20 protein-coding genes and 1 tRNA gene are annotated in these 23,957 nt (G+C 35.4%); 7 read left to right on the top strand and 14 right to left on the bottom strand.

Features of this window, described 5'->3' with window-relative positions; translation table 11 throughout:
- Positions 1 to 11: 11 nt before the first annotated feature.
- Complete coding sequence (locus tag GUB10_RS15135; RefSeq protein WP_193712304.1) at positions 12 to 1,595, bottom strand: lytic transglycosylase domain-containing protein; 1,584 nt, start codon at positions 1,593 to 1,595, stop codon at positions 12 to 14.
- 48 nt (positions 1,596 to 1,643) lie between these two features.
- Positions 1,644 to 2,828, bottom strand: coding sequence for a phosphoglycerate kinase (gene pgk / locus GUB10_RS15130; protein WP_193712303.1), 1,185 nt, complete (start codon positions 2,826 to 2,828; stop codon positions 1,644 to 1,646).
- 139 nt (positions 2,829 to 2,967) lie between these two features.
- Between pgk and GUB10_RS15125 the strand changes: the two genes are divergently transcribed.
- Together GUB10_RS15125 and GUB10_RS15120 are read left to right on the top strand one after the other, a co-directional pair.
- Positions 2,968 to 4,122, top strand: a complete 1,155-nt coding sequence (locus tag GUB10_RS15125) for a DNA polymerase III subunit delta' (RefSeq protein WP_193712302.1) — start codon at positions 2,968 to 2,970, stop codon at positions 4,120 to 4,122.
- Between the two features lie 4 nt (positions 4,123 to 4,126).
- Positions 4,127 to 4,522 carry a DoxX family protein gene (locus tag GUB10_RS15120; protein WP_193712301.1) on the top strand — a complete coding sequence of 132 codons (396 nt, stop codon included), beginning with the start codon at positions 4,127 to 4,129 and terminating at the stop codon, positions 4,520 to 4,522.
- Between the two features lie 147 nt (positions 4,523 to 4,669).
- Here the strand turns inward: GUB10_RS15120 and GUB10_RS15115 are convergent, their stop codons facing one another.
- The 5 genes from GUB10_RS15115 to GUB10_RS15095 form a co-directional block, all read right to left on the bottom strand.
- On the bottom strand, positions 4,670 to 5,185 hold the full coding sequence (locus GUB10_RS15115; RefSeq protein WP_317191844.1) for an OmpH family outer membrane protein: 516 nt from the start codon (positions 5,183 to 5,185) through the stop codon (positions 4,670 to 4,672).
- Between the two features lie 227 nt (positions 5,186 to 5,412).
- The gene (locus tag GUB10_RS15110; protein ID WP_193712300.1) at positions 5,413 to 6,246 is read right to left on the bottom strand and encodes a class I SAM-dependent methyltransferase; all 834 of its coding nucleotides are present in this window, start codon (positions 6,244 to 6,246) and stop codon (positions 5,413 to 5,415) included.
- A gap of 381 nt (positions 6,247 to 6,627) precedes the next feature.
- Positions 6,628 to 8,499: a tRNA uridine-5-carboxymethylaminomethyl(34) synthesis enzyme MnmG gene (mnmG, locus tag GUB10_RS15105; RefSeq protein ID WP_193712299.1), complete on the bottom strand. Its 1,872-nt coding sequence runs from the start codon at positions 8,497 to 8,499 to the stop codon at positions 6,628 to 6,630.
- 20 nt (positions 8,500 to 8,519) lie between these two features.
- Positions 8,520 to 8,939: an rRNA maturation RNase YbeY gene (gene ybeY, locus GUB10_RS15100; protein ID WP_193712322.1), complete on the bottom strand. Its 420-nt coding sequence runs from the start codon at positions 8,937 to 8,939 to the stop codon at positions 8,520 to 8,522.
- Positions 8,932 to 12,192: a DUF4175 family protein gene (locus GUB10_RS15095; protein WP_193712298.1), complete on the bottom strand. Its 3,261-nt coding sequence runs from the start codon at positions 12,190 to 12,192 to the stop codon at positions 8,932 to 8,934. Before GUB10_RS15095 ends, ybeY begins: the two co-directional genes overlap by 8 nt.
- 228 nt (positions 12,193 to 12,420) lie before the next feature.
- Here GUB10_RS15095 and gltX point away from each other — a divergent pair, with 228 nt between their 5' ends.
- A complete protein-coding gene (gene gltX / locus GUB10_RS15090; protein WP_193712297.1) occupies positions 12,421 to 13,938 on the top strand; it encodes a glutamate--tRNA ligase in 1,518 nt (505 codons plus the stop codon).
- Positions 13,939 to 14,319: 381 nt separating this feature from the next.
- Positions 14,320 to 15,282 carry an SPFH domain-containing protein gene (locus GUB10_RS15085; protein WP_193712296.1) on the top strand — a complete coding sequence of 321 codons (963 nt, stop codon included), beginning with the start codon at positions 14,320 to 14,322 and terminating at the stop codon, positions 15,280 to 15,282.
- 287 nt (positions 15,283 to 15,569) lie between these two features.
- On the opposite strand, the gene GUB10_RS15080 is transcribed toward GUB10_RS15085, so the two are convergent.
- The 4 genes from GUB10_RS15080 to GUB10_RS15065 form a co-directional block, all read right to left on the bottom strand.
- Positions 15,570 to 15,803 (bottom strand): DUF6327 family protein, encoded by a 234-nt coding sequence (locus tag GUB10_RS15080; RefSeq protein ID WP_193712295.1) that lies wholly within the window; start codon positions 15,801 to 15,803, stop codon positions 15,570 to 15,572.
- 5 nt (positions 15,804 to 15,808) lie between these two features.
- Positions 15,809 to 16,159, bottom strand: coding sequence for a phage holin family protein (locus GUB10_RS15075; protein WP_193712294.1), 351 nt, complete (start codon positions 16,157 to 16,159; stop codon positions 15,809 to 15,811).
- 12 nt (positions 16,160 to 16,171) lie between these two features.
- Entirely contained in the window at positions 16,172 to 16,537 is a 366-nt protein-coding gene (locus GUB10_RS15070; protein WP_193712293.1) for a YtxH domain-containing protein, read from the bottom strand.
- Positions 16,538 to 16,677: 140 nt separating this feature from the next.
- Positions 16,678 to 18,354 carry a glutamine--tRNA ligase/YqeY domain fusion protein gene (locus GUB10_RS15065; RefSeq protein ID WP_193712292.1) on the bottom strand — a complete coding sequence of 559 codons (1,677 nt, stop codon included), beginning with the start codon at positions 18,352 to 18,354 and terminating at the stop codon, positions 16,678 to 16,680.
- A gap of 182 nt (positions 18,355 to 18,536) precedes the next feature.
- Here GUB10_RS15065 and GUB10_RS15060 point away from each other — a divergent pair, with 182 nt between their 5' ends.
- From GUB10_RS15060 to GUB10_RS15050, 3 genes are all read left to right on the top strand, one after another.
- A complete protein-coding gene (locus tag GUB10_RS15060) occupies positions 18,537 to 19,253 on the top strand; it encodes a ZIP family metal transporter (RefSeq protein ID WP_193712291.1) in 717 nt (238 codons plus the stop codon).
- Between the two features lie 108 nt (positions 19,254 to 19,361).
- Positions 19,362 to 19,718, top strand: coding sequence for a dihydroneopterin aldolase (folB, locus tag GUB10_RS15055; RefSeq protein WP_193712290.1), 357 nt, complete (start codon positions 19,362 to 19,364; stop codon positions 19,716 to 19,718).
- 144 nt (positions 19,719 to 19,862) lie between these two features.
- Positions 19,863 to 19,933, top strand: a tRNA-Cys gene (locus GUB10_RS15050).
- Between the two features lie 129 nt (positions 19,934 to 20,062).
- Here GUB10_RS15050 and GUB10_RS15045 read toward each other — a convergent pair.
- The 3 genes from GUB10_RS15045 to rnr form a co-directional block, all read right to left on the bottom strand.
- Positions 20,063 to 20,761: a LysE family translocator gene (locus GUB10_RS15045; protein ID WP_193712289.1), complete on the bottom strand. Its 699-nt coding sequence runs from the start codon at positions 20,759 to 20,761 to the stop codon at positions 20,063 to 20,065.
- Between the two features lie 30 nt (positions 20,762 to 20,791).
- Positions 20,792 to 21,463: a head GIN domain-containing protein gene (locus GUB10_RS15040; RefSeq protein ID WP_193712288.1), complete on the bottom strand. Its 672-nt coding sequence runs from the start codon at positions 21,461 to 21,463 to the stop codon at positions 20,792 to 20,794.
- 138 nt (positions 21,464 to 21,601) lie between these two features.
- Positions 21,602 to 23,788, bottom strand: coding sequence for a ribonuclease R (gene rnr, locus GUB10_RS15035; protein ID WP_193712287.1), 2,187 nt, complete (start codon positions 23,786 to 23,788; stop codon positions 21,602 to 21,604).
- Between the last annotated feature and the right edge of the window lie 169 nt (positions 23,789 to 23,957).

The following is a 23,957-nucleotide window of genomic DNA, read 5'->3' as shown; positions in this document are numbered from 1 at the left end:
GTTTGAAATGATTAGCCCTTAGAAAGTTTAAGTTTCATACCGGGTTTTAGGCTGTTAGTTCCCATATCATTCCAAGACCTCAAATTCTGTACCGTAACTCCCGGAAACTTTCTGGAAATGCTCCAAAGTGAATCTCCTTTTCTAACTGTATAGGTTTTGGCAGCTTTGTTTTGGCTATTTCCGGCAGAAGCATTTTGGCTGGTTACACCGGGCTTTCTGGGGTAAATAGTAAGATACTGTCCAATTCTAATATTATTGCCCCTAAGGTCGTTCCAACGCTTAATACTGCTTACCCCTACTCCATATCTTTCTGCAATTCTTCCTAAATAATCGCCACTTTTTACCCGGTACCTAATCTTATTTTCAGCTTTTACATATTCAGGAAGGGCTTTTTCTTTCTTTTCCAGCTCTTCTTTGGCAAAGTTATAGATGGCCGCCTCATTGCTTACAAAAGCGCCACTGGCAATTGCGGGAAGTCTTATCATATAATCTTCACCTTCTATAAAAGGAATTACATCTAATTTATAGCTTGGGTTTAAAAACTGAAGCATCTCTTTTTCTACTCCGGTAACTTTAGAGATTTGTTCAAACGTAATTAATTGTTTTGCCTTAATTGTATCGGTTTCAAAAAAAGCGATTTCGGGGGCCGGGGGTTGAAAATTATGCTCGTTGGCATATTCAAAAAGATAAAGGGTAGCTAAAAAGGCAGGAACATAACCGGCAGTTTCCCTTGGTAAAAACCTTCTTAATTCCCAGTAATTATTAGATCCGCCGCTTCTACGAATTGCTTTTGAAACATTTCCGGGACCAGAATTATAAGAAGCCAGTACCAAATCCCAATCTTCAAAAGTGCGGTATAGGTTTGCCAGATATTCTGCAGCGGCCTGGGTAGACTTCTGCGGATCCATACGCTCATCTACATAACTGCTAACATCCAAACCATGGGCTTTCCCGGTTCTATACATAAACTGCCAAAGCCCCGTAGCTCCTACCCAGGATTTTGCTCTTGGGTTTAAAGCAGACTCTACAATGGCCAGGTATTTAATTTCTAACGGAATATCATATCTATCCAATTGTTGCTCAAACATTGGAAAATAATATTCGCTTAACGCCATAAGGCGTTCCATAGCTTTCTTGTTCCGTTTTAAGTAAGAATTTATAACATTCTCCAAAACCGGATGGTATTGGACATTAAAAGGGGTACGCGCATTTAATTTGGCCAGCCTGGCCTTTAAAGTATCGGTGGGAAGTTCTTTATTTACGTGTTTTTCATACTCCTGTTCCCTAATGCTTTTATACATAGAGTTAAAAAGATCTGAATTGGTAAGCTGGGCCCGCCAAACAGAATCAATTTCGGCTGCACGAGGTAAATCTTGCAGCGATACCGCCGAAGAATCCCTAATTACAGCCGAAATTGGTAATTTATCCCTGAATTCAGGGTCTGGATGAGCAAGAATAATTTCACTACTATCTACTTTTTGAAAGATCTGTACTCTAAAATTAGCTTTCTCTACCTGCTTTTTTTGGTTTTCTTCCTGCGCGTACAAACTAATTCCAAAAAGTAATACAAGTGATAAAATTATATGCTTAACCATAATATTCAAGATTTTAAAAAGAACGTAAAATAGAACTATTTAGTACGTTTATTCTCCAATTGCCTGGATACCCGGCAGGGATTTTCCTTCTAACATTTCTAACATAGCTCCACCACCGGTAGAAACATAACTTACCTTTTCGTCGAAACCAAATTTCTTAACGGCTGCAACAGAATCTCCACCTCCAACTAAAGAAAAGGCTCCGTTTTTAGTTGCTTCAGCAATTGAATCTCCCAGGGCTATGGTTCCTTTTGAAAATTTATCCATTTCAAATACCCCTAATGGGCCATTCCAAAGAATAATTTTCGATTTCTGTACTACAGCATCAAAGTTCTTAATGCTCTCAGGGCCCGCATCCAGTCCCATCCAGCCATCTGGAATTTCGTTTATCTTACTCACATCGGTAGAGGCCTGTTCAGAAAAGCTATCGGCAATAATAGCATCTACCGGAAGGTGTACTTCTACATTTTTAGCTTTTGCCTGCTTAAGTATTTGCAAAGCTAATTCCTGTTTATCTTCTTCTACCAAAGAGTTTCCAATTTTACCTCCATTGGCAAGAATAAAAGTATAAGCCATTCCGCCTCCAATAATAAGATGATCTACTTTATCAAGAATATTCTCGATTACCGTAATTTTAGAAGAAACTTTAGCACCTCCTAATACCGCTGTGACCGGTTTTTCATCACTATGAAGCACCTTATCCAGGTTTTTTATCTCTTTTTCCAATAGGTAACCAAAGCATTTGTTGTCAAAATACTTTGCTACAATAGTAGTTGAAGCATGAGCACGGTGAGCAGTACCAAAAGCATCGTTTACATAAATATCTCCCAGTTTAGAAAGCTGCTCGGCAAAGTTTTCGTCTCCCGCTTTTTCTTCCTTATGGAATCTAAGGTTTTCTAATAAAAGTATTTCACCGGGTTTTAAATTATCGGCAGCGGCCTGAGCTTCTTCTCCAACACAATTATTCACAAATTTTGGCTCTACCCCAATAACTTCTGAAACTTTACTAACAATATTCTTTAAGGAATATTTTTCTTCCTGGCCTTCGGGCCTTCCTAAATGAGACATTAAAACTACACTTCCGCCATCTTCTAATACCTTAATAATAGTTGGTTTTGCAGCTTCAATCCTATTTGCATCGGTTACCTTTAAATCTTTATCTAACGGGACATTAAAATCTACTCTTATTAATGCTTGTTTATCTTTAAAATTAAAATCGTTTAAAGTCTTCATTTTCAAATTCTTTTTTTTACCAAATTATTTGGTTAGGTTGATTAACATTAAGTACAGTGTACTTTCAATAAGCCTGTACTATTTACAAATATAAATTTTTCCAAAGACATTAAAGTGTATATAAATTTTATATTTGCTTATGCTTTTTGAAGAAATAATAGGTTTACAGCATTTAAAGAAACATCTTACTACTACTGCCGATAATGGACGTGTGCCTCATGCGCAGTTATTTGTAGGAAAAACCGGTAGTGGCACTTTACCACTTGCCATTGCTTATGCACAATACATACTTTGTAAAAATAAGGAAGGTAGCAATAGTACCGGAAATAGTAATTGCAACGAACGCTTTAAAAAACTTGCACATCCAGATCTTCATTTTGCTTTTCCGGTTGCTGCCAATCAAAAAATAAAAAAACACCCGGTTTCTTCGCATTTTTTAGAAGAATGGCGGGAATTTGTAAATACAAATCCTTACGGAAGCTTATTTGAATGGTACCAAAAACTGGGAATTGAAAATAAGCAGGGCCAAATTGGGGTAGATGAAGCCCAGGAAGTTGTTAAATCTCTTTCTTTAAAGGCCTATGAAGGCGGATTTAAAATAATGATTATTTGGATGGCCGAAAAGATGAATACAGCAGCGGCCAATAAATTGCTTAAATTAATTGAAGAACCGCCAAATAATACGCTTTTTCTGTTAATAACTGAAGACGAGGAACAAATTATACAAACCATTAGGTCCCGATGTCAAAAATTGCATTTTCCCCCTTTACCTGAAGATGAAATTGCCTCGTTTCTAGAAAAAAATGAAAACTGTAGTAAACCTGCGGCTTTAAAAATTGCACACCAGGCCAATGGGAGTTATACCCGTGCTTTACATTTATTACAAAAAGATAGTAGCGATCAGCAATTTGAAACCTGGTTTATAAATTGGGTGCGTAGCGCTTTTAAAGCAAAAGGAAATAGAGCTACGGTTTTAGAACTTATTGCCTGGAGCGAAGAAATTGCCGGAATGGGTCGTGAATCGCAAAAAAGCTTTTTACTCTATTGTATAGACTTTTTTAGACAGGCCTTAATGTTAAATTACAAAGCCGAAAAACTGGTATATCTGGAGCCGGAGACACCGGGCTTTAAACTGGAAAAATTTGCTCCTTTTGTGCACGGCAACAATATTAAAGATATTATTACCGCTTTGGAAGAAGCCATTTATCACATAGAAAGAAACGGAAATGCAAAAATAATCCTTACCGACCTATCTATTAGATTAACCAGATATTTACATAAAAAAGCCGCTTAACAATATGGAAAACCTTTACGCAAATATTACCGAAATACTTATTCTATTATTTATTCTAATTACCTTTTTACAATCCGGGATAGATAAAGCCACCGATTGGAAAGGAAATACCGGTTGGTTAAAAGAACATTTTTCAGGAACCTTTCTTGCGGGCCAGGTGCCATTAATGGTAGGAATAATTATGATTATTGAAATAATTACCGGTTTTGCGGCCATTCTGGGAGTCATTTGGCTAATAGCCTATAACGACCCTACCATAGCGCTTTATTCGTGCATATTAGCCGCTATTACCCTTTTAATGCTATTATTTGGGCAAAGGGTTGCTAAAGATTATGCCGGTGCATTTACCATAACCGGATATTTTGTTGTGGTAATTTTTGGTGTTTTTTTAATGTCTTAAAATAGAAATAGGCCTGAGAAGTTTTCTAAACTCGTCATCCTGAATTTATTTCAGGATCTAGGTAAAATTAACTTAGAAACTGAAACAAGTTCAACTTGACGAAAAGAATGACTTCTCAGACCTACTTAAAAACCTCAGAACCTCTATTTAGTTTTTATTATAAGTTTTATTCAAGTTATCCAGAATTTCCTGGGTTAGATCTTTTCCATCTTTCGCATACATTATATTTGCCGACTCGTTAGAGCCAAAAATATAAGTGTAACCATTCTCTTCCCCATAATCTGCTACATAATCTTTTACTTTATTTACAATAGAATCTATAACAGCGTCGCTCTGCTCTCTAAGTCTATTGCCCTGCATTTGCTGTTGTTGCTGAATTCTTTGTTGCTTTTGCATTAGTTCCTGCTCTTTCTCCTGACGCTGCGACTGCGACATAGAATTCATTTCCTGCTGGTAAGCCTGAACTTCCTGTTGAAATCCTCTGGCAATAGAATCTAGTTGCCTTTTTACTGAATCTGATTTAGAGGTAAAGTCGGCCTCTACATCTTTCATTTCTTTGTACTCCTGAATAAGTTTAGTGGTATCTACATAAGCTGTTTTTTCCTGGTCACAGGATGTTAATAAAACAGCAACTACCAAAATCATTAAAAATTTTTTCATCATTAGTTTAATTTATTTGCAGCAAATGTAGGCAAACTTAATTTTCAATATAAATCAAAATTAAGCTATAAACTGTATATAAGAAATACTTATATACAACTTAACTATAATAAATTAAACAAATAGAAATCAACTTAAATAGCTTAAGAATAAGCTAATTTCTAAGATAAAGACAGGTAAAGTATTGTAAATTCATTAAAAAGCGCTTAAACAAGCTTAAAATGCGAATTTTAAGTTTTTTGAAAGAAATAAACCAGTGAAGAATACTCTGAAGTGTTCTGTGCTTTTAAATTAGATTGCAAACCTATTTTAAATGCCCTCAACATATTTGGTTGTCCTGTTTTGTTTTTTTCGGAAAGCAGACTTACATAAAATGAATCGAAAACCAGAGGTTTTGTTTGAATCTTTTTAAAATTATGTTTTTTAAACAATTCGGTAATGCCTTGTTGGGAAAAATGCCAAAGATGTCTTGGCACATCATAAGCAGCCCAAAATTTGCGGTAATGCTTTGCATCAAAACTTTTAAAATTAGGAACGGCTATAACCGCTACTCCATTTGGTTTTAACAAACGAGCCAAATTTTCAATTTGAGAATCTAAATCTGGAACATGTTCTAAAACATGCCACATACTTATCACATCGAAAGAAGCATCTTTAAATTGAGTTAAATCTTCTTTAAGTTCAATCCCTTTTTCCTGGGCCAATTTTCTTGCCTGTGTATTTGGTTCCACTCCGGCAACATTCCATTCTTTCTTTTTTGCCGTCACTAAAAAATCACCTGTCCCCGCCCCAATATCTAATAAATTATTTCCTTTTGAAACTTTATGGATCCACTTTATTTTTTGTAGGAGCATAAAATTTTTAACCGCCTGGTAAATTTTTTCGGTAAAACTTTTACTGGCATCTGTATGCGAAATATAATCTTCACTTTGGTAATAAGCCGAAACATTTTCAGGTTTTGGAATGGTTTCCAATATCTCAAAATCGCTTCTTAATTGTAACCAAAATTCCTCACCGGAAACTAAATGATCTTTACAGATTACATGAAATTTTTTATTGGCCATTACATAAAATTTTGAACAGGGTTTTAAAATGTGATTTTCCCATTATTTCTTGAAAAGCATCCTATATAAAACTGCCATCCTTTTCAGAATGGCATCCTTTCAAATTACAAGAATTACACGCAAATAAAATAGCGATCTCTATTTAGATTTTTAATATAGTTTTAGGTTGCTATTCAATTTTATAAGATTCCAATTAATTCTGTAACCTAATCCATTTTAGAATTAAACAAGAATCGAGATTGAATATTTGAGTTATGAACCAAGCTAAAATTTTAAAATCAGTTAAACATACTTCTTCCTTAAAAGCTGTATTTATTAGTACTAATAAATACAGCTTTTAAGCTTCAATTTTTTAGACTTGTTCCACGTGGAACATTTAAATTATCTCCCCATATAAACCAACAAAACCGAAATATCGTTAGGACTTACCCCACTTATTCTTGAGGCTTGTGAGATTGAAGTAGGCTGCACCTTTTTTAATTTTTCCCTGGCCTCAAACGACATAGATTTTATCTTAGAATAATCAAACCCTTGAGGAATTTTTACATCCTCCAACCTATTCAATTTGTCGGCATTATTTTTTTCTTTTTCAATATAACCGGAATATTTTACCTGAATTTCGCTTTGTTCTAAAATCTCGGTATTCAAATTATTCTCTTGAATATATTCCTCTACCCCCGGGAATTTTCGAACATCACTCATGGTGATATTAGGCCGTGAAAATATTTTAAAAATCTTATCACTTTGTTTCATAGGCGAAGAATTATTCGCCTCTAAAATAGGGTTTGCATCGTCGTGAGAAACACTTTTATTTTTTAGAAATTTTACAAAATCGGTAGATTTCTGTTTCTTCTCCTCCATCTTCCGCATACGTTCTTCAGATGCCAAACCTAATTTATAAGAGCGTTCGGTTAATCTAAAATCGGCATTATCCTGACGCAACAAGGTTCTGTATTCAGCACGAGAAGTAAACATTCTATAAGGTTCTTCAGTACCCTTTGTTATAAGATCGTCTATAAGCACCCCAATATATGCCTCATTTCTTTTAATGATAAATTCGTTCTTCTCCTGAACTTTTAATGCGGCATTTATACCGGCCATTAAACCCTGGCAAGCGGCTTCTTCGTAACCGGTAGTTCCATTAATTTGACCGGCAAAAAACAAACCATCTACCAGTTTAGTTTCCAGAGTATGCTTTAATTGCGTTGGCGGGAAATAATCGTATTCAATCGCATAACCGGGTCTAAAGAATTTCACATTTTCAAAGCCAGCCACAGAGCGCAAAGCTTTAAATTGTATATCTTCCGGAAGCGATGTAGAGAAACCGTTTACATATACTTCAACAGTATTCCAACCTTCGGGCTCTACAAAAAGCTGGTGCCTGTCTTTATCGGCAAAACGATTAATTTTATCCTCAATACTTGGACAATACCTAGGACCTATACTTTGAATTCTCCCATTAAACATAGGCGATCTATCAAAGCCATCTTTAAGAATATCATGTACTTCAGGAGAAGTATAAGTCATATAACAGGAACGCTGTTTTTCTAAAGGCTTAGTTTCGTCTAAAAACGAAAATTTAGCAGGTTGATTATCACCGGGTTGTTCTATCATTTTAGAATAATCCAAAGACCTACCATCAACCCTTGGAGGAGTTCCGGTTTTCATTCTCCCCGATTCAAAACCTGCATCAACCAAATCTTTTGTAATACCGGTAGCAGCTCTTTCTCCTGCTCTACCCCCACCAAAATTCTTATCGCCAATATGAATTAAACCATTTAAAAAAGTACCGTTGGTTAGGACTACAGATTTAGCTTTAATTTCTAAACCAAGTGAGGTTTTCACTCCCTTTATTTTATCTCCTTCCAGGATTAAACCGGCTACCATTTCCTGATAAAAATCTAAATTAGGTGTTTGCTCCAGGCGTAATCGCCAATGCTCTGCAAACATCATTCTATCGCTTTGCACTCTGGGACTCCACATAGCGGGACCCTTAGATTTATTTAGCATTTTAAACTGAATAGCACTGGTATCACTCACCAAGCCGCTATAGCCACCCATAGCATCGATCTCCCGCAAAATTTGTCCTTTTGCAATTCCACCCATAGCAGGATTGCAACTCATTTGCGCTATATTTTGAAGATTCATGGTTACCAATAAGGTTTTTGAACCTATATTAGCAGCCGCAGCCGCAGCTTCACTTCCTGCGTGCCCAGCACCTACAACTATAACATCATATTCACTTTCGAACATAAAATTTCTTCTTTCTAAATTTATTGTTCCACGTGGAACAATGCAATCTTTTCGTCTTCCTTCTGTCGCATTAAAGCAGCTTCACTTTCAGTTTTATCACGATATCCACATAGGTGCAAAATACCATGAGCCATAACCCGCTTTATTTCCTGGTTAAACTCAACATTGTATTCCTTAGCATTTTCAACCACCCTATCTGTACTAATAAAAATATCACCATTAAGCTCATTCCCTTCGGTATTATCAAACGAGATAATATCGGTATAGGTGTCGTGATTTAAAAATTTAAGATTGATCTTATGCAGATAATCGTCATCACAAAAAATATAATTGATTTCCCCCAGATCCTTTTCCTCTGAAGAAATTACATTTCTTATCCAGGAATCAATCTTGCTCTCCTCCTGAAGTTCAAAATCGTTCTCCGAATAAAAATTAATTATCTGTTCGCTCAAAATAATTTTTTACTTTTTGTTTATAAATTTGCCGCAAAGGTAAGCTTTGTCTATTTAAAATTTCGATAGAATTAAAATATTCTTTAGCCTTAATACTTTGATCTTTAGCAGAATTATTAAATTCCTTTTGGCTGGTATCAGATTCCCGTTTGTTATTTCTTCCCTGTTGCAAAAGTGCATCTTCCAATTCCATTAGTTGGTGTTCCAATTTTAGCAATTGCTGAAGATTTTTAGCATCAAAGCCTTTGTTAAGCAATTGCTCTTCAGCCTTCCTCATTTCCCTTTCAATTTGCTTGCCCTTTACAGACCCATTTTTCTTATTTAAGTCCTGCAATCTTTGCCTGAGTTGTTGCTGTTCTTTATAAATTTCATAGAGTTGTTCCATTTCTCCTTCCCCCATTCCCTCTCCGGGCCTTTTACCTTCCTGCTGTTCTCCATTTCTATGCTGTTGCTGTTCCTGGAAATCTTTATTAATTTCCTGTTGTTTTTTAATAATATCCTGAAGTTGAAAATCTGACTGCTCCCCCTGCCCTTTTCCTAATTGCGAATTGGCCTGTTGTTGCATCATAGCTAAAATTTCACTTAACATAACGGCCAAATCGTTAGCACCGGTAATTACATATTGTTGACTGGCCGTGCCACGAGACAATTCATTTTCTGCCAGCCGTTCCAGGGATTTATCAATTTCAAATTCAATATCGGTTAAATTTTTTGTTATATTCTCTGTAATCATAGGGTTGCTTAAGGCCAGGGAATACAAACTATCGTCTATGTGTATAAAATTTTCTCGAAGATCGCTTTGCCTTCTAAGCTTAGAAGCATAGCCCGGGTTGTCTATATCAATCTTACTAAAAACTTCAAACAAATCTTCCTGCTGAAAAGAAAAGGTGACTAAATTATCCAATATTTGTCGTAGTGTTTCGATATCTGCTTTTAATGCTTCTCCACTTTGTTGCATAGCACGCTGCTGCATTTTTCGACTCATTTCTTCCATTTGTTGTGCAGCATTTTTTTGCTTCTCTTTTGTCTTTTGCTCGTTACCTCTTTCAATATTCTCTTCTGCTTCCTTTAATTCCTTTTCTATACTTTCTTCGTCAACATCATCCCTGGGAAGATCTTTTGGCTTTTGCAATTGGCTATTATCCTTTTCCAACTGATTCATTTCCTCACGGAATTCATCAAATTCTGCTGAAATTTCCTGCTGTTTTTTAAGTTTATCTACATCAGAATTTTCTGATAATTTCTCCTGTCTTTCTGAAAGTTCAGATAAATCCTTGGATAATTTTTGTAGTTTTTCTTCTACATAATATTGCTTCGTCAATTCCAGAAGTTGCTCTAAATTTCGTTCTTCACTTTGATTTCTTTTAGACAATTCTTCCAATTTTTCTCCTAAGTCTTCCCGGTTAATCTTATCGGCTATTTTTTGTAATTCATCTAATAAGGCTTCGTTTTCCTGTAAGCGCTTTTCATTTCTATCTAAACGCTTTTTCAATTCTTCTTCTTCGGGAGAATTTGTATTGAATTCATCCTGATTTTGCTCAAAGCTATTCTTGAGTTTTTCAGAATAATTTCGCATCATTTCGGATTGTTGCTTTTGTCGCTGAATAAAATTTTCAAGTTTTTTACGCTGATTATAATCCAGGTTTTTATTTTCCTTCTGAAGCCTATTGAGTTCCTCCAACTCTTCTTCTGAAGATTTTATATTCTCCAGGCTTTCGCTAAGTTTATTTATAGATTCGCCCTGCTCTTCTAATTGCTCCTCCTCTATTTCGGCCGCGGTTTGTTTTCTATAACTAAAAACCGAACTTTTGCTGCTCTTACTTCCATTCACCCCATCGTTATCCCAAACTTTAAAATAAAAATTATAGGTCTCACCCGGTATTAAATCTAAATTTCCGGGAAACGTATAGTGAAAATCATCAAAAGCAGCTTTAGAAATTAAAATTTCCTGCTTTTTAAGGCTATCTTCTTTATTATCAATATAATAAATCAAATTCAAGCTATTTAAACCATAATCATCTGAAAGTTTACCATAGAAATATTGGGTACGACCGTCAATACTATCTATTTTCTGCTGAATTTCAATTTTGGGATATTCATCTTTAATTACATTTATAGAGTAGTCTATTGCTTCAAAGTTTTTAATGGAAGTATTTGATGTACTAAGACTGTAGTTTAAATTAGAATAAAGGCTTTGGGAATACTGAACATTTGTATTTTGAACCGTTAATTTTATCAACGAATCTTTAGTGGAAAAATTTACTATTCCAGTATTTCTGGTCATAAAATCCCAGGTAATTTTTGTGCCTTCCGGAACAGTTATATTTCCTGAACCATTTATACTGTCGCTTCGTCTTCCTATATAATTGGGATAAGTAAGTTTTAAATTGAAATCTAATAATTTGGGTACTTTTAATGTTTTAAGCGTGTAAGTTTTAGAATTTATTCCATTGGCATGTAATCTAAATTGCAAATCATTCTGAAGTCGTTTAAATGTATATTCAAAATTTCCGGGCGCGATTTGTTTTAAAAAATAGGTTTGGTTGTTGTAAGAAATTTCAGGCTTTTCGGGAATAATATCTCCTTTTGTTTTTACCAGGATTTTATATTCAGAAAATTCCCTGGCCTTTAAAGAATCATTCAAAATTATAAATTCAAATGGTGCAGGGGCTTCAAATTGAGTGTTATATTTTGCCAGTCGGTTCAGAGGCGCAGCCACAAGATTTATATTGCCGCTTACCAAAAGACCTAAAATCAAAATCAGTGGAAATAAAGCGTATTTTAAATATTTTTTATTCTCTTTATAATCTACGGCTCGGGTAAAAGGAACCTTGTTTAATTGAGCCGATTTTTGTTCTATTCCTGCTAATAATAATTCCGATTGTTGCGTATCTTTTTTTAGCTGAAGTATATTCAATAATTTGTCATTCACCTCAGGAAAATGTGCTCCTATTATTTTTGAAGCTTCTTCATTGCTTATTCCGTTAGAAAATTTAAAAAGTTTGGTTATAGGCATTAAAACAAAGTAGCCCAAAAGCATTGCCTCTACCCCAATAAAAATCCAGAAAAGAAAAGTTCTTGCTGCCGGTTCCAGCCAAAAATAATGTTCAATAGCTAAAACCGCCAAAAAATAAAGCAAGCCAATGCCCAGGAATAAGATTACTCCTTTTAGCAATTTATTCAGGTAAAACTTCCTGATAAAGCCTGCCAACTTTCCTTTAATTTGTTTAAAATTTTCCATAATCAAAGCTTAAAAATACAACAATTTTAGCGGAGGTAAATTATCTCGTAGCAAGCCATCGAGGCATTAAACGGAAAGTTTTTTGTTTTAAGCCAAGGCTAAAAGTCCCGATAGAGTCATCGGGGTTAATCTAGATTATGCAGTAATTTCTACGGAGTATTGATAAGACTCTCATTAGGTTTCGTTTAATAAGGTTGTATCTTTGCAATTAAAAAAACAAAATAACATATGCCTGCTAAAGTTCGCGTGCGTTTTGCGCCAAGTCCAACCGGCCCTTTACATATTGGAGGGGTTAGAACGGCTTTATATAATTATTTATTTGCCAAAAAACATAAGGGAGATTTTGTATTGCGTATAGAAGATACCGATCAAAACCGATATGTAGAAGGCGCCGAAGATTATATTGTTGAATCCCTAAATTGGTGCGGAATTCCTTTTGATGAAGGTCCGGGGAAAGAAGGAGATTATGGTCCCTACCGCCAAAGTGAACGCAAAGATATTTATAAAAAATATGCCGAAGAACTTATAAAAAAAGATTTGGCCTATTATGCGTTTGATACTGCCGAAGAATTAGATGCACATAGAAAAGAGCATGAAGAAAATGGGAAAACTTTTATCTACAATTGGCATAACCGCATGAAATTGCAGAATTCCCTTGCCCTTTCTGAAGATGAAGTGAGAGATAAGTTAGATGCCGATGAGAATTATGTAATAAGGTTTAAATCTCCAGAAGATGAAATGCTTCACATATCAGATGAAATTCGAGGTGAAATGGAAATTGATACCAGCACTTTAGACGATAAAGTTCTATTTAAAAGTGATGGAATGCCAACCTATCACCTAGCGAATATTGTAGACGATCATTTAATGAAAATCTCTCACGTAATACGTGGTGAAGAATGGTTGCCATCGTTAGCGCTTCATTTTATGTTATACCGAGCTTTTGGGTGGGATACGCCTAAATTTGCCCATTTACCACTTATTTTAAAACCACAGGGAAAAGGTAAATTAAGCAAAAGAGATGGAGATAAGTTAGGTTTCCCGGTATTTCCACTGGAATGGAAAGATCCAAATTCAGGAGAAATTTCGGCAGGCTATAGAGAAGATGGCTATTTTCCGGAAGCTGTTACCAACATGCTGGCCTTTTTAGGATGGAATCCGGGGACTGAACAGGAATTCTTTAAACTAAACGAACTGGTTGAAGCTTTTGAAATAAGCCGTGTACATAAAGCTGGGGCAAAATTTGACCCGGAGAAGACCAAATGGTTCCAGCAACATTATATGCAGGAAGCTGATGCTAAAGTAATCGCTGAAAAACTGGAGAAAATAATTGAGAAAAAGGAAATTGAAGCTGATCCGGTCTATATTTTAAAAGTAGTAAGCTTAATGAAAGAGCGTGCTGTTTTTGTAAATGATATATGGGAACAAGGTTATTTTTTCTTTATTGCCCCTACTTCATACGATCCTAAAAATGCAAAAAAAGCCTGGAAAGAAGGTACGGCCAGTTTGATGAAGGAATTAACTGAGGTATTAAAAGAACAGGAAGATTTTAAAGCCGAAGCCGTACAGGCCGAAGTAAAAGCCTGGATACAACAAAAAGAAGTTGGTTTTGGAAAAGTAATGCAGCCTTTTAGGTTAGCCCTGGTGGGTGCTATGCAGGGACCCGATCTTTACGAAATTGCCGAAATGATAGGCAAAGAAGAAAGTATTTCCCGCTTGCAAAAAGCAATAGAAACACTGGGATAAATTAATTCAGGTTTACATATAAAAGTAGGCTGTTTGAAAACTGTATTATATCGTCAAGCTGAACTTGTTTCAGCTTCTAACATATTTTTAATTACCAACACGTTAGATCCCCGATAAAGAATCGGGGCAGGCTTTGAAATAAATTCAAGATGACGGTTTTAAAACCTTTTCAGACAGCTTCGACCTTTTCTAGGTTTTTTAAACAGCCTATTTTTTATTCTTAACCTCTACCGCATAGCTAACTAAACTACCTGCTGGGAACCCCTAGCCATTATTTTTGGAAAATATAATTTGATTTATAGGCAAGCCCTGTAATCTTAAACTCAATTATCGAGCAAAGTTTCACTATCTTAGGGAACAATCAAACTATAAAATTCTACTATGCTTAGTTATCTTTTTCTCCCCATTGCTATTATTTTAATACTATTGATTCTTTTTAGCGGGATTTTTACCGTGCGACAGCAAAAAGCCGCGATCATTGAACGCTTTGGAAAATTTAGAAGTATTAAAAACTCCGGACTTCATTTAAAAATTCCTGTAATAGACCAAATTGCCGGTAGAATTAATTTAAAGGTACAGCAACTTGATGTGTTGGTAGAGACCAAAACCAAGGATAATGTATTTGTTAAGCTAAAAATTTCGGTACAATTTCAGGTAATTAGAAACAATATATACGATGCTTTCTATAAACTGGAAAGCCCATCAGATCAAATTACGTCCTATGTTTTTGATGTAGTGCGGGCCGAAGTTCCAAAAATGATTTTGGATGATGTTTTTGAACGCAAAGATGATATTGCCATTGCGGTTAATCGTGAGCTCAATCAATCTATGCAAGATTATGGTTATAACATCATTAAAACGCTTGTAACAGACATAGATCCCGACGAACAGGTAAAGCAAGCCATGAATCGAATAAACTCGGCAGAACGCGAGAAAGTGGCCGCAGAATACGAAGGAGAGGCCGAAAGAATACGCATTGTTGCCAAAGCACGAGCCGAAGCAGAGAGCAAACGTTTACAAGGGCAGGGAATTGCCGACCAGAGAAGGGAAATTGCCAGAGGCCTTGAAGAAAGTGTAGATGTACTAAATAATGTTGGGATAAACTCTCAGGAGGCATCAGCTCTAATTGTGGTAACCCAACATTACGATACTTTGCAGGCCATTGGTGAAGAAACCAACAGCAATCTTATTTTATTACCTAATTCCCCACAGGCGGGAAGCGATATGCTAAATAATATGGTAGCCTCTTTTACAGCATCTAACCAAATTGGAGAAGCTATGCGCAAGAAAAATGAAGAAATTGAACAGGGAAAAAAGGATCAGGATAATTCGAAAAGGAGATAAATAAAACTCTTCTTACGTAAGTAAAGTACCTCTCAGTGCAAGCCCACAAGGTATTCATTGAAAACAAATTTTTAATTTCTAGGCAAACCTCTGGATATTATACCCTTTGGCGGTACCAAATAAAAAAGGTTTGAAGCTTTATTTTTCTATCATAAGTCAATCTGAATTTATTTCAGAATCTAACTTTTTAGAACTCCAAACAAATTCCGGAGCAGGCTCTGAAACAAGTTCGAGTTGATGGGAAAAATAAACTTTCAAACCTTTCTTCAATATCTATAAGAAGTGGTCTAAGTCTTTACTTTAGCGGTTACTTTCTTTAACCCGGTAATCTTTGTTACGGCTTTAAGTATTAGAGCTTTTTGTAAAATTGATCCAAACATACTTCCGGCAAGGGATAAGGGAGATAGCGAGCTTTTAACCTGCGCTACATTCAATTTTATTTCTTCCTGATCTATTTTTGTTTGTAGCTTCAGAATTTCCAAATCCCTATCTATTTCTTTAAATGAACTGTATTCCTTCATAATAGTTAGTCATTAAAAAATTTCCTTGAAGCCTTTACCAACAGTAATTTTTCAATTGGTTTTTTTCCGAAAAGAAAGATTAATATAAAAATTAAAAAATAGAAACCTCCAACAATAAAATAACCGGCACTGGGAGAACCAATAGCCTGGCTAATTAAAATTGCCAATGCCACGGAAACGAGGATTACGGCGAAAATGAAAAAAATACCCAATAAAATACCAAACACGAGACCTGTAGCCCCTTTCATTGCCTGTTTAAAGAATTGGAGTTTATAATATTCGGAATTGCTATGTGCAAATGCCTTTAAATTATAATTTAACTCATCTATACTATTAGATAGTTTTTCAAAAGCCATAAAAATGTTTCTCTATACTACTGCTTTGTTAGGTTTATCTTTTCCATCCCCGTCTTTCTGTAATTTGGCATTTTGCTTTCTAAGCTCTTCCAATTTAGTTTCCATAGCCGAAAGAATATCATCGGCCTTATGACTTGCTGAGGAAAGGGTTTCTTCTAAACGCGTTTCAAAATCTACACGAGCTTGCTTTGCTTTTTCGGTTAAATTAGAAGAAGTTTCAGCATACTTCTTATTCAGTTTATCCTGAGCTTTTTTAGACTCATCCTTCAATTTTTTACGGGTTTTATCACCGCTATCGGGAGCATATAATATACCTATACCAGCTCCAATTGCAGCCCCGGTAATCAATGCTAATAGTGTATTTCCTGTATTTGCCATAATAGTTTTTTATTAGTTAAGTTAATACTAAATCCAAATATACAAGATGGATAAAGCGAATGCTGTTAATAACCGGTTAATATGTTAAAATGCTTTACTAAATTATTCTTAAAAAGCAACTTAACCAAATCAACACCAACTTATTTCTTTTTTGCCCAGGAATCTCTTAAGCCTACTGTGCGATTAAAAATAGGCTGCCCTTCTTTAGATTCTTTATCTACACAAAAATATCCGATGCGTTGAAACTGAAATTTATCCTGAATCCCGGCCGTTTTTAAACTAGGTTCTACATAGGCATTTATTACTTTAAGAGAATCTGGATTAACAAATTCCATAAAGTCTTTTTCTTTATCGCCATCTGGATTTTCTACACTAAATAAACGGTCGTAAAGCCTTACCTCGGTTTCGAGTGCGTGTTTGGCAGATACCCAATGCAAGGTGCCCTTTACCTTTCGCATAGATTCTTCGGTCCCACTTCCACTCCTACTCTTTGGATCGTACGTACAATGAATTTCGGTTATATTTCCTTCGGCATCTTTTACAACATCTTCGCCCTTTATTATATAGGCATTCTTTAACCTAACTTCCTTTCCTAAGGTTAACCTAAAAAACTTTCTATTGGCACTTTCTTTAAAATCTTCTTTTTCTATATAAAGCTCTCTTGAAAAGGGCAGTTCCCTGCTCCCGGCCGACTCATCTTCCGGGTTATTTTCGGCTTCCAACCACTCTTCTTTAGCTTCGTCGTAATTAGTAATTACTAATTTTACAGGATCTAAAACACCCATAACCCGTGGTGCTGTTTTATTAAGATCTTCACGGGCACAAAATTCTAAATGTGCCACGTCTATCATATTCTCGCGTTTTCCAACTCCTATAGAATCGGCAAATTTTCTAATAGCATTTGGTGTATAGCCCCTTCTTCTTAATCCCGAAATGGTAGGCATTCTAGGATCATCCCAGGATTTTACCACGCCTTTTTCTACCAATTGCATAAGCTTTCGTTTACTTACTACGGTATGGCTTAGGTTTCTTCTTGCAAATTCTCGTTGCTTGGGCTTCAATTCCCCTTCCTTACTAACTTTTTCAATAAACCAATTGTACAATTCGCGATGTGGTAAAAATTCTAGAGTACAAAAAGAATGAGAAATACTTTCAATAAAATCGCTTTCTCCGTGGGCCCAATCGTACATTGGATAAATTTTCCAGTTATCGTTGGTACGATGGTGGTTTTTATGTAAACATCTATACATCACCGGATCCCGCATAAGCATGTTAGGTGATTCCATATCTATTTTGGCTCTTAGAACGTGGCCACGTTCGGGAGTTTCGCCATTTTTCATCTGCTCAAAAAGCTCAAGATTTTCTTCTACAGAACGTTTTCTATAGGGACTTTCCTTCCCGGGTTCAGTAGGAGTTCCTTTTTGCAAGGCAATTTCTTCAGAAGTTTGGCTATCTACGTACGCATCGCCATTCTTAATCATTTCAACAGCCCAGTCGTATAACTGCTGAAAATAATCTGAGGCATAACATTCCTTCTCCCATTTAAATCCCAGCCACAACACATCTTCTTTAATGGCATCTACATACTCCTGCTCTTCTTTGATAGGATTGGTATCGTCAAATCTAAGATTTACGGGAGCATTATATTTTTCTCCCAAACCAAAATTGAGACAAATAGAAGAAGCGTGCCCAATATGCAGGTAACCATTGGGCTCTGGTGGAAACCTGAATTTTAATTCTTCTCTTTTGTGGGTATTTTGAAGATCTTCTTCTATAATTTGCTCAATAAAATTGAGTCCTTTTTTTTCTTCGGCCATAATTTATAATATCAGGAACTTCCGGGTTTGGGAAGTTAAATCACACAATTATTTATAATTTTCTATATCCCTTTTTTGAGGTGATAAAGCGCAAAGTTACCAAAAAATAGATCGCCCGGCCCAAGCTTTCCAAAACAAGAAATAATATATTTATAATCTATAAGAAAAATCAAAAACTTAGTATGCCAGAAATTTTACGTATCATTTTTTATGCGGCTTTTTCCGGAATTACTGTATTTTTTGGAGGGGTATTATCCTATTTCTTTTGGAAGAAATTTTCTAACAATAGACGAACTGAAGAAGTTAATCATTTTGTTATTGCCTTTGGTGGGGGTATTATTTTAGCTGCTCTTGCATTGGTGCTAATTCCTAAGGGAATAGAAGAATTAGAATTAGGGCCACTCATTCTGTGTTTTGCAGCAGGCGCTTTGATTTTCTTTTATCTGGATAAAAAAATAGAACAATCTGGCAGCAGGTATTCCCAACTTATAGCCATGTTATTAGATTTTATTCCTGAAGCCCTTGCCCTGGGAGCTATTTTTGCTAACGATAGAAAAACAGGTATGTTATTGGCGATTTTTATCGGACTTCAAAATTTACCCGAATCATTTAATTCCTACCAGGATCTTATAGCCAATAAATTTGAACCTAAAAAAGCACTTAGCATCCTATTTTTATTAAGTTTTATGGGAATAATCGGCGCTGTTACCGGATTTTATTTACTTCAGGATTTGCCAAAAGTAACTGCAGCTATTATGACTTTTGCCAGTGGAGGAATATTATATTTAATTTTTCAGGATATTGCCCCAAATGTTACATTGAAAAAAACCTGGTTACCGGCACTTGGCGCAAACCTTGGTTTTTTAATAGGAATAATTGGCGAAAAACTTATTCATTAATAAAATTGATAGTATGCACCTGCCAACTTATCTTTGCAAGCTATTCTTGTGTATTTTTAAGAAATAATACGGCATAAAAAACGCCAGTATTCAATAAAAAATAATCTTTTGGGAAGTATAAAATTAAGAAATATTCGGGTTTTTGCCTACCACGGCTGCCTTGATGAAGAAGGGAAAATAGGAAGTGATTATCGTGTAAACCTTAAAGTAAAAGGCGATTTATCTCACTCTGCCAAGACCGATAACCTGGCAGATACCATAGACTATGTACATTTAAATAAGATTGTAAAAGAAGAAATGGCCATTAGATCTAAACTTTTGGAAACCGTGGCCGAACGAATTTTAAATCGCGTTTTAGATGAAATAATACTGGTACAAAAGGTAAAGGTAGAAGTTTCTAAAATTAATCCTCCCATTGGTGGGAATGTGGCTATGGTGAGTGTTATTAGAAGTAAATCCCGTTAGTTTTAGGTTAAAAGCGGTGTAGGAATCATAAAATTTTGACTTAAATTAAGAGTCATTTTAAAATCGCATAATCATCTTGAAGCTGGGAGATAGTTTTATTTTTTAAACTTAAAATTTTTATTACATTTGCCAACCCTTAAACAGGGCATCGTGGCCGAGTGGCTAGGCAGAGGTCTGCAAAACCTTGTACAGCGGTTCGAATCCGCTCGATGCCTCAAAAAAGCTCCTTATTTAAAGGAGCTTTTTTTATGCCTTAATTTTAGTAAACTACCTCTGGGCATTATACCCTTTGGCGCTGCCAAAAAAATTGAATCAGAAAAATTTTATATATCCGGAAATTAGGTTTAATCAGGAATGCTATCGTTTGGGGTAATAGATTCAATTTGATCTTTAATACCATCAACCTGGTTTGGAAATACCCCCTGAAATATAAGAACACCGCCAAATACAATTAGTAAAACACTAATTCCTTTTTTCATAAGATAAATCCTGGTGGGTGTGAGTTTTCGGTTTAATTTTTTGGCTAGTAGAATTTTAAAAATATCCAGTACAAGGTAAGTACCTAAAACACTTCCGAAGAAAACCATTATTCTATCCTGCTCCATATTGAGTTTTGGGCCAAAGACAATAATTAAACCCAACCAGAAACCCAACACGCCTATATTGATAAAATTAAGTAGAAATCCTTTTACGGCTAAGCCAAAATAATCGCTTTTACTGAGCTTTCTTATCTCGGGGGTATCATCGTCCTGCTTAAGTACTTTTTTAGTCTGTACAAAGCTCATAACACCGTATGTAGCGAGAATCATACCGCCAAATAGAAATAAAGCAGGATCGTCTTTAATACGGGAAAGTAATTTTGTAGTACTTAAATAAGCGATTAAAAGGAAAACAATATCGGCAAGAATTACTCCAACATCAAACGCAAAAGCAGCTCTAAATCCTTTAATGGCGGCGGTTTCCAGTAATACAAAGAAAACCGGACCTAATAAAAAAGCTAAAAAAAGACCTAAAGGTAAGGCTGCTAGTACATCCTGAAACATACAATTGTATTATTTTACAAATGTAAACTTTTAGTTTTTTCTAACTACTTTACCGCCAAACAAGGTATTTTGGTCTATGGTTTTAGGATTACCATATACGTTTACCGTGCCTCCTGCCCTCACTTTTGCTTCTACTTTTTCACTAGCAGTAATATCGGCAACTCCACCTGCATTTATACTAATTTCGGTATTTTCAGAAAGTAGATTTTTGGCGTAAAACTTTCCACCTGTATTGATATCTACTTCCTGATCTTTGGTTTTGCCCTGCACTTCTATTTGCGCACCCGTGTTAGCATCTACATACAAATTTTTAAGATTTACATCGGCAAAAATATCGGCGCCTTCTGAGGCATTAAGATGAAGTAACTCCTGCTTTAGTTTAGAACTTATTTCTATGGAAGCGTTTTGACGGGCATCTATTTTCTCTAAGTTTTTAAATTGAATGGTGATTTGAGTATCATCGTTATCTAGAATTTCATCAATACTCATCCTTACTTTTAAAATTCCATTATCAATTTTAAATTTTACATCGGTTCTATTTTCACCGGTAACAGTTGCTTTATTTTGCGAACCTTCTTTTAAAATAACATCCAATCCGTTATAAACTTTAATTTCATTAAAGTCTTCCAAATCCTGCGTTAACTCCTGTGCGCTTAGCATACCAGCACTTAACAAAAACAGTACTAAAAAATAATTTTTCATCTTTATATGTTTTATGTGAAGCTGAAACGAGTTCAACTATTCCTATTTTAATATCAACGAATTAATTTCTAAAATAAGTTTAAGGTGAATCTATATTTTTTTAGTATTCACCTATCACAATCTGCCGGGCTTTTAGGTTTATTCTTCTTTCTTACCAATTAAGGTAAAATCCAGGTGTTTTTTTACTAAATCGGCATTTTTAACTTTTACAATCACCTCATCACCAAGCTGATATACTTTTTTTGTTTTTCTACCAACAATAGCATAATTATCTGCATCAAAATCGTAATGGTCGCCTTCAATGTCCCGCAGGCGAATCATCCCCTCACACTTATTCTCGATAACTTCTACAAAAATACCAAAATCTGTTACTCCCGAAATAACCCCCAGAAATTCCTTATCCTGGTGATCTTGCATAAATTTCACCTGCATATATTTTATAGAATCCCTTTCGGCATTAGAAGAAAGATTTTCCATTTCGCTGCTATGATGGCATTTTTCGTCGTATTCCTCTTCTTTTGCCGAATCCTTTCCGTCTAGATAACGCTGTAACAACCTATGTACCATCACGTCTGGATATCTTCTAATAGGCGAAGTAAAATGCGAATAATAGTCGAAAGCCAAGCCATAATGGCCAATATTTTCGGTACCATAATAAGCTTTACTCATGGTTCTAATGGCCAGGGTATCTACCAAATTCTGTTCTTTCTTTCCCTGAACATCTTTTAATAACTGATTTAAAGAAGAAGAAACGGTTTTTCGGTTTTTAAGGTTTAAACCGTGGCCAAATCTTGATACCAAATTGTTTAAAGAAACCAATTTTTCTTCATCGGGTTCGTCGTGACAACGATAAATAAAGGTTTTCTTTTGTTCCTGTTTCCCAATAAATTCAGCCACTTTTCGGTTTGCCAAAAGCATAAATTCTTCAATAAGCTTATTGGCATCTTTGGCTGTTTTAAAGTAAACCCCCACAGGATCGTTTTCTTCATCCAGTTGAAATTTCACTTCTACTTTATCAAAAGAAATAGCACCCTGACGCATCCTAACCGAACGCATTTTTTTAGCCATCTTATCCATTGTTAAAATTGCTTCAACAATTTCATTTTTAACGGTATAGGCCTTGTCCTGAATAGAAATTTCCTCAGGAATATCCCCTTTGCCGGTTTCAATAATTTGCTGTGCTTCTTCGTAAGCAAATCGGGCATCCGAATAAGTGACCGTTCTACCGTACCACTCGTTTACTACTTTGTTATTTTTATCTATTTCAAAAACCGCCGAAAAAGTATATTTCTCTTCATTTGGCCTTAAAGAACAGGCATTATTAGAAAGCACTTCGGGTAACATAGGCACTACTCGATCTACCAGGTAAACCGAAGTGGCACGTTCGTAAGCTTCGTCGTCCAGTATGGTACCGGGTTGCAAATAATATGAAACATCGGCAATATGAATTCCAACTTCTACATTGCCATTCTCTAATTTTTGAAAACTTAAAGCATCGTCAAAATCTTTGGCATCGGCAGGATCTATGGTTAAAGTCAATACATCTCGCATATCCCTACGTTTTTTGATTTCGTCTGGCTTGATAGAAGTATCTATTTTATTTGCAAATTCTTCTATTTCCTCCGGAAATTCGTGGGGTAAACCATATTGGGCAAGAATAGAGTGAATTTCGGTATGATGTTCTCCCGGTTTACCCAGTACCTGAACAATGTTACCAAAAGGAGAATCGGCCTTTTCGGGCCATTCTTCTAGTTCTACAACTACTTTATCGCCATCTTTCGCCTCACCCATTTTGTTCTTTTGAACAAAAATATCGGTATACATTTTTGGATCTGACATTACTACAAATCCAAAGTCTTTTTGCATTTCAAGAACCCCTACAAATTCGGTTCTTTTTCTTTTTACAATTTTTGTTACCTCACCTTCAGACTTTTTACTTCGCCTTCGGTTATAAATGTAAATTTCTACTTCATCACCATTAAAAGCAGTGTTTAGGTCCCTGGCAGAGATAAAAACATCATCTTCTAATTCGTCTACCATCGCATAGGCATAACCTTTTGTAGTCATATCTATCACTGCACGGTAATAATCGTTACTTTTTGCAATTTTAAATTTTCCGCGCCCATCTTCCTCTATTTGCTTCTTTGCAGCCAATTGGGCTAATTTCTTTATTATATTATTTCTACTCCTGGCGTCGTTAACACCCAGTTTAGCAGCAATTTGCTTGTAATTAAAGGTTTTTCCTGCATCCTTTCTTAGGATATCTAAAATACTTTTGGAAAGATTACCCTGGTATTGGGATTTGTTTTTTTTCTTTTTACTCATTTCAATATTTAAAGTATAAAATTAAGGCTTCTGCATTACATTACAGGTATTTGAGATTAAAGTTTTGTTAAGCAGGCTAAAAATGATCTTTATTTAAAAAAATTCACATTTCATTAACACAGAATAATGACTAAGTGAAAACCCTTAATTTTTGTAAATCAGGAATTAA

Source organism: Salegentibacter sp. BLCTC (assembly GCF_015143665.1).
In the GTDB taxonomy this organism is placed as follows: Bacteria; Bacteroidota; Bacteroidia; order Flavobacteriales; family Flavobacteriaceae; genus Salegentibacter; species Salegentibacter maritimus.
This window is presented reverse-complemented; position numbering and strand designations above follow the sequence as displayed.

Excerpts from the sequence above, each read along its gene's own strand:
- GUB10_RS15045 (WP_193712289.1), bottom strand. The coding sequence starts at position 20,761 with ATGTTTCAGGATGTACTAGCAGCCTTACCTTTAGGTCTTTTTTTAGCT.
- GUB10_RS15065 (WP_193712292.1), bottom strand. The coding sequence starts at position 18,354 with ATGGCCGAAGAAAAAAAAGGACTCAATTTTATTGAGCAAATTATAGAA.
- GUB10_RS15110 (WP_193712300.1), bottom strand. The coding sequence starts at position 6,246 with ATGGCCAATAAAAAATTTCATGTAATCTGTAAAGATCATTTAGTTTCC.
- GUB10_RS15095 (WP_193712298.1), bottom strand. The coding sequence starts at position 12,192 with ATGGAAAATTTTAAACAAATTAAAGGAAAGTTGGCAGGCTTTATCAGG.
- GUB10_RS15080 (WP_193712295.1), bottom strand. The coding sequence starts at position 15,803 with ATGAAGGAATACAGTTCATTTAAAGAAATAGATAGGGATTTGGAAATT.
- GUB10_RS15060 (WP_193712291.1), top strand. The coding sequence starts at position 18,537 with ATGCCAGAAATTTTACGTATCATTTTTTATGCGGCTTTTTCCGGAATT.
- pgk (WP_193712303.1), bottom strand. The coding sequence starts at position 2,828 with ATGAAGACTTTAAACGATTTTAATTTTAAAGATAAACAAGCATTAATA.
- GUB10_RS15135 (WP_193712304.1), bottom strand. The coding sequence starts at position 1,595 with ATGGTTAAGCATATAATTTTATCACTTGTATTACTTTTTGGAATTAGT.
- GUB10_RS15040 (WP_193712288.1), bottom strand. The coding sequence starts at position 21,463 with ATGAAAAATTATTTTTTAGTACTGTTTTTGTTAAGTGCTGGTATGCTA.
- GUB10_RS15075 (WP_193712294.1), bottom strand. The coding sequence starts at position 16,159 with ATGGCTTTTGAAAAACTATCTAATAGTATAGATGAGTTAAATTATAAT.
- rnr (WP_193712287.1), bottom strand. The coding sequence starts at position 23,788 with ATGAGTAAAAAGAAAAAAAACAAATCCCAATACCAGGGTAATCTTTCC.
- GUB10_RS15120 (WP_193712301.1), top strand. The coding sequence starts at position 4,127 with ATGGAAAACCTTTACGCAAATATTACCGAAATACTTATTCTATTATTT.
- GUB10_RS15125 (WP_193712302.1), top strand. The coding sequence starts at position 2,968 with ATGCTTTTTGAAGAAATAATAGGTTTACAGCATTTAAAGAAACATCTT.
- GUB10_RS15085 (WP_193712296.1), top strand. The coding sequence starts at position 14,320 with ATGCTTAGTTATCTTTTTCTCCCCATTGCTATTATTTTAATACTATTG.
- GUB10_RS15070 (WP_193712293.1), bottom strand. The coding sequence starts at position 16,537 with ATGGCAAATACAGGAAATACACTATTAGCATTGATTACCGGGGCTGCA.
- gltX (WP_193712297.1), top strand. The coding sequence starts at position 12,421 with ATGCCTGCTAAAGTTCGCGTGCGTTTTGCGCCAAGTCCAACCGGCCCT.
- GUB10_RS15115 (WP_317191844.1), bottom strand. The coding sequence starts at position 5,185 with ATGATGAAAAAATTTTTAATGATTTTGGTAGTTGCTGTTTTATTAACA.
- mnmG (WP_193712299.1), bottom strand. The coding sequence starts at position 8,499 with ATGTTCGAAAGTGAATATGATGTTATAGTTGTAGGTGCTGGGCACGCA.